Source organism: Rhodococcus sp. FH8, from assembly GCF_019266085.1.
In the GTDB taxonomy this organism is placed as follows: Bacteria; Actinomycetota; Actinomycetes; order Mycobacteriales; family Mycobacteriaceae; genus Rhodococcus_F; species Rhodococcus_F qingshengii.
This window is the reverse complement of the sequence record NZ_LPNQ01000057.1, coordinates 936,473-948,483: the sequence shown is the minus strand read 5'-3', so window position 1 is coordinate 948,483 and position 12,011 is coordinate 936,473. Positions and strand designations below refer to the sequence as shown.

Genomic DNA, 12,011 nt, shown 5'->3' with positions numbered 1-12,011 from the left:
GACCTACAGAATCTCGGTTCCGACCGTGAAGCGATCCATGACGTCTTCGCGCGGAGTCACACCGAAGCCCGGTCCCTGCGGCACGGCGATGTGGCCGTCCTCGATGACAAAAGGTTCGGTGATGTCTTCCTTGTAGAAGCGATCGGACGCCGAGATGTCGCCGGGCAGCGTGAATCCGTCCAGCGCCGCGAGGGCTGCGTTGGCGGCGCGGCCGATTCCGGTCTCGAGCATTCCGCCGCACCACACCGCAATACCGTGTGCCGAGGCGAGATCGTGGATGCGCTTGGCTTCCAGATATCCACCGACACGGCTCGGCTTGATGTTGATGACCGAAGCGGCACCGAGCGTGATGGCATCCGCCGCATCCTTGGCCGACTCGACCGACTCGTCGAGGCAGATCGGAGTCGAAAGGGACTGGGCGAGCTTGGCGTGCTGCACCAAATCGTCCTCGGCCAGCGGCTGTTCGATGAGGAGCAGTGCGAATTCGTCCAGGCGACGGAGCAACTGCGCGTCGACGAGGGTGTACGCGGCGTTCGCGTCGACCTGCAGAGGAACGTCGTAGCCGAACTCCTTGCGCACCGCAGCCACGGGAGCGATGTCCCAGCCCGGCTTGATCTTCAGCTTGATTCGCACGTAACCCTGCGACAGATAGTTGCCGACGGTCTCGAGCAGCTGAGGGATGCTGTCCTGGATGCCGATGGACACTCCCGAGGGAACTCGCGTGCGAGTGGCACCGAGGTACCGAGCGAAAGACTGTCCGCGAGCGCGCAATTCAGCATCGAGAATTGCCATTTCGATAGCTGACTTGGACATCTGGTGACCCACGATGTGGTGAAGTACGCTGCCGACCGTCTCGGCGGTGAGCGGTTGATCCGACTGCGACTTACGTAGCGTCGGAACAAGATACTCGCGAAGCATCGCCCGCGCACCAGCGGTGTATTCGGAGTTGTAGTACGGATCGCTGAGCGAGCCGCACTCGCCCCAGCCGACGGTCTCCACCGGACCGTTGGGGCCGTCGGTGGTGCCGCTCACTTTCAGGACGAGGGTGTTGCGCTCGAGCTGGGTGCTGAATGACGTGGTGAAGGGGGAGACGAGAGGGATGCGCAGTTCGCGCAATTCGACGGACTCAATGTGCATGGACTTGCTCTTCTCCGGTTGTCTCGCAGATTTTCGTGAACATGTAATAGCCGCTGGGGTCGAAGCCGGTCGATTGCCATTCCTTCGAGGCGATCAGTGGTTCGAGGTACTCGCGAAGCGCGTGTCGCCAGGCAAAGGCAGAGGCGCGGTCGACTGTTCTCAGATGCTCGATGTCTCTGGGTATTCCGACTGCGATATCGACGCAGTCGGGTGGGATCGGGAGCATTCGAGGCGTACCGTCTTCGGTGGGTTGAAGCACCTTGAATGTATCATTCACGGCCACAGTAGAACTCGGAGATCCATCGACGTCGAGGTCCCAACTGACGAGCATACGATCGCTGGCGTCGCCTGCGTTGATTCCGTCTGCCATCGACCCGTAGAAATCCGGGTTGTATTCGGCCGGTTCGGCTCCGAGACGCTGAATGTTGAAATAGGCATTTCGTGCGACCAGTGGATCGAAGGTCCACCGGATCGTCCTGACGCCGCGCTCGATGCACCAGTCTCGCTGATGATGCTTGAGGGCGCGGCCGATTCCCTTGCCTGCGTGTCCCGGTAGTACTCCGGCGATGTGTGAGTGCAGAACCTCGCCGAGAGGCTCGACGAAGAATCCGACGCAACCACCGATCATTTCGCCTTCGGAAAAGGCTCCCACCACGTAGTGACCACCGTGGTGAAGCGCAACCAACATCGCCGTGCCGAAATGAGCCGGTCCGGGACTGGTAGCCCAGATCTCGTCGAAAACGGCGGATAGATCGGCTATTTCGCGGGTATCGACCAGTTCTCGAAACTCAACCGCTTTGCTTTTCGACACGAGGGCCCCCTTCAGACGTGATCGAACGAATAAGGCCCGCAACCAACGCCGTTCTCGGAGCGATTGCGGACACGAGCGCATGCTCGGTCTCGGCGTGTGCACCGCCGCCGACGCCACCGAGGCCGTCGAGGGTGGGGATGCCGATGCCGGCAGTGAAGTTTCCGTCCGAGGCTCCGCCGACGGCGAGGCCGACGGGAGGAGTCAGATCATGCTCGAGCGCAACGCGTTCCGCCAACGCCAGCAACGGTGCGGACATCGTCGCTTCGAGAGGGGGACGGTTGACGCCACCCGAGACCGTGACTACGGCTGCGGGGTGGATTGCCTGCAGGGCTCGGATATTCGCATCGACGCGCTCCTGCTCGGCAGCGCTGGTCGCGCGCACGTCCACGTCGACGAAGGCTTCTGCCGGAACGGTGTTGGTTGTGGTTCCGGCTGAAATGACAGTCGGGGTGACGGTGGTTGCCTGCGCCGGCGAGGACAAGTCGTTGATCGCGATCACGAGACGAGCCAGTTCTACTGCAGCGTTGATGCCTTTTTCCGGCTCCAGCCCGGCGTGGGCGGCGCGACCGGCAACATGGATCCGATACAGCGACACTCCCTTGCGGACAGTCTTCAGTTCGCCACCGTCACCGCCGGCCTCGAGAACCAGTACCGCGCCTGCCGCAAGTTCCTCGATGAGGGACCGCGACGTGGGTGAACCGATTTCTTCGTCACCGGTCACGAGGAGTGTGATTCCGTCGAGTGCATCGTCGCCGTGCAGCTCCCGGACGATAGCGAGGGCGTGGATTGCCTGAACGACACCAAGTTTCATGTCGAGTCCGCCCGGACCTCGGAGCGCTCCGTCGGTGACGGCTGCGGGCAGGCGTGTCAGGGTGCCGATCGGCCACACGGTGTCATGATGACCGAGCAGCATCAGCCGCGTCGGTGAGCTGCCGAAACGGGTCACCAGATGGGTACGGCCTTCCGTCACTATCGACTCCGGTGTCACGCTGAGTCGTTCGTGGACAAGGTCTGACGTCCACTTCGCGCTGCGGGCAACAGCTTCGAGATCGTGTGACGGCGACTCGACTTCGATGAGCGCGATGGCGTCCTCGAGGATCTGAGGAAGTTGGCGCTCGGCCAGATCGCGGAGAATGGTCATCGGTTGTTCACTCGCGGATACGCGCGGCTTCCGACGTGTAGCAATTGTGTACTCCCGTTGTCGGAGAAAGTGATCCGGATCCAACCTGCTGATTGAGGGAGTCGGGTCCCGAACACTCCAGGGTGAACTTCGATCAGGCTGAGAGAGACGGACTCTGCGCTTTCGGCGGTGACCGAAGGGTCGATGTGATCGGTGCGGCGGGCGGTCAGGGAACCGCCGGTCCTTTCCAAGACGAAATCGGCTGCGGCATCGCGGTACAGGCCGCACAGCGCATCGAGTTCTTCAGGTGAGGACGTGACGCGGGTGTGGGGGTCACCAGGCGAGAATGCCGGTGTCACACTGACGCCGCCTATGGAACCGATTACTTCAGCCAGAAGATCGCCGGAGAGAGCGTCCATTGCTCCACCGTTGGCCATCAGGACCACGGCTAGACCGCACGACGGCACCACTCGCAAGAACGACTGCTGGCCGAGAGTTCCGCCATTGTGGCCATGAGCCAGTACACCGCCCCAATTGTGCAGCAACCACGTGGTTCCCATGATGTCCGCTGACGACACGTCACCGATCTGGCGGCGCTCCTCGAGCATCGCCAGATGAGTGGAACGCCGAAGGAGAACCGGGTCCTCGCGCATCGAGTCCTGAGCGAACAGGAGTAGATCTTCGGCCGTGCTGTTGATGAGGCCGGCGGGGCCCATCGAGCGGGGGATGAGGAACTGTGGTGTCTGCTCGAGGTCGTCGGCACCGCCGACGTGCCCGACTGCAGCGCGGTGCAGTGCCGTCTCCTCAGGCAGGGTCGTGGTTTTGGTCAGGCCGAGCGGTTCGATGATCCGCTCGCGCAGAACCGCGTCCCAACTCTTACCTCGGAGAACCTCGATGATTCGTCCGGCGATCACGAAGCCGGTGTTGCAGTACGACCAATCGGTGCCGGGGGCGAAGAGCTGCACCGTTGATTTCAGTGATGCGACGTATCGCTCGACGCAGTCGTCGCCGCGCCCGCCGTCGATGAAAACGTCACCGTCGATGCCACTGGTGTGAGTCAACAGGTGGCGAGTCGTGACCGTTTCGGTGGCTACCGCGTCGGCAACTGCGAAGTCCGGCAGGATGTTCCGGACAGGTGAGTCGAGATCCAGCAATCCTTCTTCGACGAGCTGCATGATCAGGGTGGCCGTCCAGACCTTGCTGATCGAACCCATCTGGAACAGCGTGTCGGGCGTAGCCGCGACGCCGGTGCGGGTACTGACGACACCGGACGTGATCACGGTGCGGTCGAATCCGCTGCGGGTTGTGGTCAGAATTCCCAGCGAGGCGCCGGGTACCCCGTACTTCGCACTCAGGGTGTCGAGTCGGTACTGCCAGTAGTCGGGATCGACCGTGGTCAGTGCGGGCTTGGGGGAGAGGTGCCGTTCGATCCAGTCGACGAGACGAGTGCTGTACTCCAGTCGGTGGGACGGCCGACCCGTCAACACGAAGGCATGTGACGCGTCCGGGAAAACCACCAACTCGGTCGGGGTGCCGGCCAAACGCAGTCCACCGAACCACTGTTCGGCCTGGTTGACCGGGCAACGGACGTCGCTGCCGCCGTGAAGGATCAGCGTCGGTGTCGTCACCTGGGAGACTCGCCCCAGCGGCGAAAGTTCCCGTACCCGAGATGACTGCGGGTCGAATTCGACCGTCTGCAGCAAGATGCCCTCGTCCGAGGGGCCGGCTGTGTTCGCGATGTCGCAAACGAGACCACCGGCGACTGCGACGGCAAACCGATCGGTGACGGACGTCAGGGCGCACGTCATGAATCCGCCGTAGCTGTAGCCCGTGAGTACCAGTTGCTTCGGATCGGCCATCCCCTCGGCGACAAGGGTTTCGACCGGTTCGAGCAGGTCGGCACGATCCGCCTCACCCCAGCCGTCCCGCACACCGTCGAAGAAGTCGTTTCCGTAGCCGTCACTTCCGCGCGGATTGATCATCAAGACCGTGAATCCCAGCGCGACCAGTTCCGCGTGGTATGCGTGCATCACGGTCGGCGTTCCGGTCCAGGCATTGTGTGGTCCGCCGTGGACGTCCAGAACCAGCGGACCGGCGCCCGTGACGTTCGGGTCGCGCAGGATCCAACCCTGAACACGGGTGCCGTCGCTGATGTCGAACCAACGCTTGGAGGCGACTGGAAACGCGACGGAAGTTGTCAGTTCCGTGTTCAATTCGGTGACGGTTTCGACTGCACGAGTCTCGAGGTCGATGACGGCGACCTCGCCGAAGGATGTAGCCGTTGCCAGCGCGACGACGGCTCGCCCGGACGTCAGGGCAAGGCCTGAGACCACTGTCCGCTCGCCGGTGAGAAGTGGTGAGACGGAGCCTGATCCGAAATCGACCTTGTGCAGTTCGGTGGAGCCGTGGTTGCGGATGCAGAAGACGATGTCGCCGTCGGCGGTGAAACTCGGTGCGCCACCGGGATAACCGGTCCCGCCCGGCATGACGTTTCGGTCGAGTCCGGACGTCAGGCTGCGGTCTTCCACTCGCTGGTCGCGGTGCAGGACAAGAAGTTCGTTGTTGTGAATGATCGGTGTGTGCCAACCGACGGCTACGACCGCGTCGCCGGCAGGTGTCCATGCAAGTGGTCCTGCGATGCCGCGTGCGTGCCCCAACATCCGCGGAGCGGAGGCGAGATCAGTCAGCGATACGGTCCAAGCGGAACTCGCCCGCGTCAGATCGGCGTCGCCGTCCATCGCCGCGGTGAAAGCCAGTTCGGTGCCGTCGGGACTGTACGCGGGATGCGAAGCGTCCCAATCGCCGTCCGTCAGCTGCCGTAGTGAGCCGGCGGCCAGATCGAACTCGAACAGGTGCGCCCGAACGCTGCCCCGGACACCGGATCCGTCGACCTTGTAGTTGAGGCGCTTCGCCACCAAGAGGCATGACGATCCGGCGCCCGTGCGGTCGACGGGGGCGCTGAAGGCGATCCGAGCGCCGTCGGGAGAGAACACCGGTGCCCCCACGCCGAGCGGGAGCTGCGCCGTGGTGGTCAGCTGTGTTGCCGGGCCCCCGGTGGCGTCGACCTTCCACAGTTGTGGTGTGCCCGAGGAATCTGGCCGAACGAAGACCAACAGCGTCGAAACGGGATGCCAGGTCGGCGAGGTGTCGGCAGGTCCCGCGGTGAGCTGTAGTTGCGGGGAAGCCAACCAGATCGAGTGCTCGTTGGTATCCGCAGCCGGATTCGATTCGGTACGTACGTATGCAATGCGTCCCGACGCCGATACGGCGATGCTGGTCGGTGTAACCACGGACGCGTAATCCTGGATTCTCGCCGAACGACGTTCTTCGGCACGGGCTACGGCAGCGGGGGAGTCGAGAGTGGTCGGCGTTGTCATTGGAACATCGGCTCCCCGAATGTCGGGATCGCGGACAACAGCTTTGCCGTGTACGGCTCCTTCGGCGAATCGATCACGTCGAGAACCGGCCCGTGCTCGACGATCTCGCCGCCGAGCATGACTGCGACGTGGTCACAGACGTAGCGGATCACCGCCAGGTTGTGACTGACGAACAGAACCGTCAGACCAAGCTGCTTCTGCAGATCCACCAACAGATTCAGAACCGCGCCCTGCACGGACACGTCCAGAGCGGAGGTGATTTCGTCGGCAAGCAGAACTGCTGGTGCGGCTGCCAAAGCCCGCGCGAGGGCAACGCGTTGGCGCTGACCACCCGACAACGACGATGGGTATTCGTGCGCCTTCTCCACCGGCAGTTGGACGGTGGTGAGGAGTCGAGCGACCTCGACAGCGCGGTCGCCGCGGCTGCGCCGAGCTTTGTCACGACGCTCGGTGGACCGCAGCGCCTCGGCGAGTGACTGGCCGATGGTCATTCGCGGGTCGAGGCACGAGTACGGATCTTGGAAGACCATCTGGATCCGGTGGCGCAGACGAGCCGTCGCGCCGCGGGCGTGAGCGACGTCCACACCGTCGAGAAGGATCTGGCCGGAACTGGGCTCGGCCAGGCCGACAGTTGCTCGCGCCAGTGTCGACTTTCCGGAACCCGATTCACCGACGAGACCGACCACCGATCCGGAGGGGATGTCGAGATTGATGTTCTTGACGGCGTGGAATTTTTTCGAACCGCTACCGAGGTGGACGTTGACGTCACGGAATTCGAGTCTGCTCATCGGATCTCCTCTGCAACAGCCAACAGTTCTTCCAACTCGATGTCGGCGGTGCTCTCCTCGGCGTCGAGGCTCTCCACCTGCCAGGCTTCGTCGACGGTGGCAAGCGGCTTGTCGCGATCGGTGCTCATGGTGGGGACCGCGGCGATCAGCGCGCGGGTGTACGGATGCTTTGCACGGCCGGCAATCAGATCGTCGACTGCGATGTCTTCGACGATTTCGCCGGCAAACATGACGAGGACACGGGTGCACATGCCGGTGATGACGGCCATGTCGTGCGAGATGAGAAGGATTGCGGCGCCGGTTTCTTCGCGAACCTCGTGGAGCAGCCCGAGGACCTCACGCTGAACGGTCACGTCGAGCGCAGTGGTGGGTTCGTCCGCGATGATCAGAGCGGGCTTACCCATCAGACCCATGGCGATCATCGCGCGCTGACGCATACCGCCGGAGAACTCGTGGGGGTACTGCTTCGCACGCCTGGGCGCGTCGGGGATCTTGACGGCGTTCAGTCGCTCGACTGCCGCCTTCTTCGCGTCGGCCTTGCTCATACCTTCGTGGAGCCAACCGATCTCGGCGACCTGGTATCCGACCTTGAGAGACGGATTCATGGACGACATCGGATCCTGGAACACCATCGCCATACGTGTGCCGAGTTGGCGGGCAACCTTGCGCGAAGCCGCGTCGTCCGGCCGCTTGCCGTCCTTCATCAGCACGGTGCCGTCGAACTCGATGAGCCCGGCGTCGACCACGGTGGGGTGGTCGGTCAGCTGCGCGATTGCCATGCAACTCAGTGACTTTCCGGACCCGGATTCACCGACGATGCCCACGGTTTCGCCGCGGTGAACTGTAAAACTGATGTTGTCGACGGGGCGACGCCAGTCGTCACCCGCGGGGACTGCGACGGACATGTTGCGGACGGTCAGTACCGCGTCTTCGTCGGTGGGCGCCGAATCGGCCTGGGCAGTTTTCCGGTTGATCGGCTTCCACTTCGGCAGGCGACTGCTGATCGGGCTGCGAACTCCCGCGCCGCGAGCAATGGCCTCGCCGAGCAGCGTGAAGGTCAAGCCGGCGAGCACGACGGCGATGCCGGGGGCGAGTGCGGTGGCCGGGTTGACGAAGATCTTCGACAGACCTTCGTTGAGCATCCGGCCCCAGTCGAATGCAGGCGGCTGAATGCCCAAGCCGAGGAACGAGAGTCCGGCGAAGACCACGAGGCCGCTGCCGACAGCGATGCTGGCATTGACGATGAGTGGTTCACGGATATTGGGGAGAATGTGGCGGAACAGCAGCCCCGGCTTGGTAACCCCGAGGATGCGTGCTGCGTCGATGAAGTCGCGTCCGTTGACCGACGAAGCCAGTGCGTACGTCAACCTCGCGAACGGCGAGGCCAGGGCGAGACCGATGGCGATCACCGCGCTGCCAGCACCCTGTCCGAGAACGACCAACAGGAAGATCGCGAGGAGCAGTCCGGGGAATGCGATGGCGAAGTTGAGGAATGCCACGACCATTCGTCCGACCCAGCGGGGAGCGAGCGTCGGGAGCGTACCGAGTATCAGGCCAATTGTGACACCGAGTGCGACGGCTCCGAGAGCCATGAGCACCGACAGTCTCGCGGCGGTCATCGTGCGGGCGAAGACGTCACGCCCGCCGGCGTCGGTGCCGAAGATGTGCTCGGAACTCGGTCCCTGAGACAGTGCCTTCGGGTTGGCTGCGACAGCGGCGTCACCCCAGATCATCGGTCCGAAGATGACGAGGGCGATGAGAGCGGTCAGGAAGGTGAGGGCCAGGATTCCCAATGGGGTGCGGAACGTTCCGACGATCCAGTGTCGTCGCGGGGGCGTCTTGGGGGCCGCAGTGGGGGCCGTAGGTGAGGTGCTCAACTCAGTTCTCCCGAATTGTGGATCGTGGGTCGATGAGAGCGAGCACCACGTCGACGATGAAATTGATGAGAAGGACGATGGCGCCGTAGATCACGACCAGTGTCTGGGCGAGCGGGTAGTCCTTCTCGGTGATGGACTTGACCAGCGCCATGCCCATGCCGGGCCAGGCGAAGATGCTCTCGATGAGCACGGTGCCGGCAATCAGACCACCCAGGAGGAGTCCGGCGAGCGTCAGCGTCGACGTCATGAGGTTGGGCATTGCATGACGGAAGTAGATTCGTGCCACGGGCATTCGCTTGGCGCGCGCCGTACGGATGTAGTCCATGTCCAACACGCCGAGCGCCTCTGCACGGACGATGCGCGACATCGAGGCGATGGCACCGATCGACATGGCCGCGACCGGGAGGATGTAGCTTTCCGGTCCACCTCGGCCGGCGACGGGCAGAACAGGGAACGTGACGGCAAAGAGGTAGACCAGCGCCGTACCGAACATGAACTCGGGGATCACGGCGATGGTGCCCGACGTTGCGGTGTAACCGATCTCGACTCCGCGTCGTCGACCGTTGCGGGTCAGTGCAGCGAAGATGAGGCCGATCGGAATGCCCACTAGCAGCACCGTGACGACTGTGAGTACAGCCAGTTCGAGTGTTGCCGGTAGGCGGGACGCGATCACCTCGAAGACCGGAGTCCTCAAGGTGATCGAGTCACCGGGATTCCCGCTCAGCAACCCGCCGACGAATCGGAAGTACTGCTGCCACAAGGGAAGGTCGTAACCGAGCTGAGACCTCGTTGTCTCGACCAGTTCGACCGGTGCGTTCATTCCCAGAGCCAACCGAACCGGGTCTCCCGGAATCAGTTGGAGCATCAGGAACGCCGCAGTCACCAGCGCCCAGAGTGAAATCACGAAGGTGCCGAAACGACGCAGAAGATATGCGGGCCAGCTGTCGGACTCGAGCCACTTTGCTCGAGCCTGAGGCGCCGCTTCTGGTTTCGCGGCTTCAATAGTTTGACTCATGGGCTGTCTTTCCGGAGGGCGGGATGCTGGGGCGGGAAGATATTTCAGAGTGGGCGGACGGCCTACTGGTAGAGACGCAGCGCAGAACCGTTGAGCGACTTGCCGAATGAGAGTCCGGCCTTGTTGAAGTACACGTTCATGACGGAGTCTGCGAAGGGCACGGCCGCGATCGTCTTGGTGAGCTCCGACTCGGCGTCGGCCCAGGCGTCACAAGCGTCGCTACCGGTCAGACCGGAAGCCTTGGTGGCTGCTGCTTCGTAGGCGGGGTTGCTGACCGATCCGAAGTTCTTGCCTGCTGCGGGAACCGGCCCGGCAAAGTACGCAGTGAAGGTGCTGGGCAGCGAGGAGTTGACCTGGACCCAGGCGATGTCCCAGGCAGAGTTGTCCTTGCCGCTCAGAATGACGTCGATGATCTTGTTCGAGTCGCCCCCGGTCACCTCGACGTTTGCGCCGAGTTCGGACCACGCCGACTGAGCAAGTTCGGCCGCCGCGTTGCGCGGATCGTCGGTGCCGTCGTACACGAGGCGGAGATTGAGCGGCTTGCCATCCTTGCTTCGCTTGCCGTCAGCGCCGGCGGTCCAACCAGCGCCGTCCAGTGTTGCCTTGGCGGCAGTGAGGTCGAAGTCCGGAATGTTGCCTGCGACAGAGTCGTAAACGCAGGCGCGCGGTTCGACGGCGACGAGGCTGGTTGCCCGGACCCCGTGTCCGGCGGTGATGACCTGAGTGAGGTCGTCGAGATCGACCGCTTGGATCAGGGCCTTGCGCACTGCGGGATCGCTGGTGGGATTACTCGCGATCTGGTTGAAGTACATCTGGCCTGCCGGCAGAGGCCGACCGACGGAGTCCAGATTGGCTGCCGCGACGCGGTCCTTGTCCGGACCGGCGATCGGAGCTGCGTTGAGTTCACCCGAGAGCAGCTGATTTGCGGCGGTGCTCACGTTCGGCGACATGGCGGCGACGACCGTCTTGGGGACGCCCGGGGTGTCGGAGGTCGTGCCGTCGGGGCCCCAGTTGTAGCCCTCGCGACGCTGGAACGTGTAGTGGTCGTTGGCGGCAACTTCGGTGACTTCGAACATGCCGGTGCCGAGCGACTTCTTGTTCGACGCTGTCGGATCTTTCAATCCGGCCTCGCACAGGATCGGCAGGCGACCGACGTTGAGAAGAAGGAACGGGCTCGGCGCCGGAGTGGTCACCGTGACACTGCGCGTTGCCGGATCGGCAGTCGCAGTGGCGCCGGTCGGCACGGAGGACCCGCGCAACTGAGAACCGTTGTCCGGGTTGGCCACGAAGTTGATGTTGTCCGCGACGGTCTGCGGTGTCAGCGTCGATCCGTCGGTACAGGTCACCCCGTCACGGATGGTGAAGGACGCCGAGGTCGGGGTCTCCTCCCACTTCTCCGCCAACCACGGTCCGACTTCACTGGTATCGGGATCCTGGTAGATCAGGTAGTCGTACGCCAAACGCGACAACTCGGCGGTCGCCGAGGCGGCCGACATGATCGGGTTGAGTGCACCCGGATCGGCCTGCAGGGCGAAACGGAAGGTCCCGTCGGTGGCCGGTTCACCGCCACTGGCGCCCGAGGACGTGCCTCCCGAGCCACAAGCAGACAACACAAGCGTGAGCCCTGCGGCTGCCGCAAGTGTTGGATAGAAGCGGTGTTTCATGGTGCCTCCGTGATGGAGCAGGGGCCCGAGCGAAAAACGTGAGGGCGCGGTTGAGTGTTGACTGCTAAATCTTGGCGCATGACGTGACGCGCATCTCTGTCGATCCTCACGAAAATCGGGTCGATTTTCGTCCGCTCCCACGAAAACCGTCAGGATCAGTGAATACCTGTCCGTATACCGACAGCGACCGGCGAAACACGACGATTTCCCCGGTCGCTACCG

General features: G+C 63.3%; 8 protein-coding genes. All 8 read right to left on the bottom strand.

Annotated elements, in window-relative coordinates:
- Nucleotides 1-3: 3 nt before the first annotated feature.
- Complete coding sequence (menC, locus tag ATN38_RS07195; protein ID WP_007731359.1) at nt 4-1,137, bottom strand: o-succinylbenzoate synthase; 1,134 nt, start codon at nt 1,135-1,137, stop codon at nt 4-6.
- Nucleotides 1,127-1,948, bottom strand: coding sequence for a GNAT family N-acetyltransferase (locus ATN38_RS07190; protein ID WP_007731362.1), 822 nt, complete (start codon nt 1,946-1,948; stop codon nt 1,127-1,129). The genes menC and ATN38_RS07190 overlap by 11 nt, the downstream gene beginning before the upstream one ends.
- Nucleotides 1,926-3,089, bottom strand: coding sequence for a M20/M25/M40 family metallo-hydrolase (locus ATN38_RS07185; RefSeq protein ID WP_007731364.1), 1,164 nt, complete (start codon nt 3,087-3,089; stop codon nt 1,926-1,928). Before ATN38_RS07185 ends, ATN38_RS07190 begins: the two co-directional genes overlap by 23 nt.
- A complete protein-coding gene (locus ATN38_RS07180; protein WP_218747760.1) occupies nt 3,086-6,445 on the bottom strand; it encodes an alpha/beta fold hydrolase in 3,360 nt (1,119 codons plus the stop codon). Before ATN38_RS07180 ends, ATN38_RS07185 begins: the two co-directional genes overlap by 4 nt.
- Nucleotides 6,442-7,233: an ABC transporter ATP-binding protein gene (locus tag ATN38_RS07175; protein ID WP_065351382.1), complete on the bottom strand. Its 792-nt coding sequence runs from the start codon at nt 7,231-7,233 to the stop codon at nt 6,442-6,444. The genes ATN38_RS07180 and ATN38_RS07175 overlap by 4 nt, the downstream gene beginning before the upstream one ends.
- Nucleotides 7,230-9,110: a dipeptide/oligopeptide/nickel ABC transporter permease/ATP-binding protein gene (locus tag ATN38_RS07170; RefSeq protein ID WP_225320135.1), complete on the bottom strand. Its 1,881-nt coding sequence runs from the start codon at nt 9,108-9,110 to the stop codon at nt 7,230-7,232. Before ATN38_RS07170 ends, ATN38_RS07175 begins: the two co-directional genes overlap by 4 nt.
- Before the next feature lies 1 nt (nt 9,111).
- Nucleotides 9,112-10,125 (bottom strand): ABC transporter permease, encoded by a 1,014-nt coding sequence (locus ATN38_RS07165; protein WP_003940249.1) that lies wholly within the window; start codon nt 10,123-10,125, stop codon nt 9,112-9,114.
- Nucleotides 10,126-10,187: 62 nt separating this feature from the next.
- Nucleotides 10,188-11,789 (bottom strand): ABC transporter substrate-binding protein, encoded by a 1,602-nt coding sequence (locus tag ATN38_RS07160; protein ID WP_003940335.1) that lies wholly within the window; start codon nt 11,787-11,789, stop codon nt 10,188-10,190.
- Nucleotides 11,790-12,011: the final 222 nt, after the last annotated feature.

Coding starts and splice junctions, on each gene's coding strand:
- menC (WP_007731359.1), bottom strand. CDS start 1,137: ATGCACATTGAGTCCGTCGAATTGCGCGAACTGCGCATCCCTCTCGTC.
- ATN38_RS07185 (WP_007731364.1), bottom strand. CDS start 3,089: ATGACCATTCTCCGCGATCTGGCCGAGCGCCAACTTCCTCAGATCCTC.
- ATN38_RS07180 (WP_218747760.1), bottom strand. CDS start 6,445: ATGACAACGCCGACCACTCTCGACTCCCCCGCTGCCGTAGCCCGTGCC.
- ATN38_RS07175 (WP_065351382.1), bottom strand. CDS start 7,233: ATGAGCAGACTCGAATTCCGTGACGTCAACGTCCACCTCGGTAGCGGT.
- ATN38_RS07165 (WP_003940249.1), bottom strand. CDS start 10,125: ATGAGTCAAACTATTGAAGCCGCGAAACCAGAAGCGGCGCCTCAGGCT.
- ATN38_RS07160 (WP_003940335.1), bottom strand. CDS start 11,789: ATGAAACACCGCTTCTATCCAACACTTGCGGCAGCCGCAGGGCTCACG.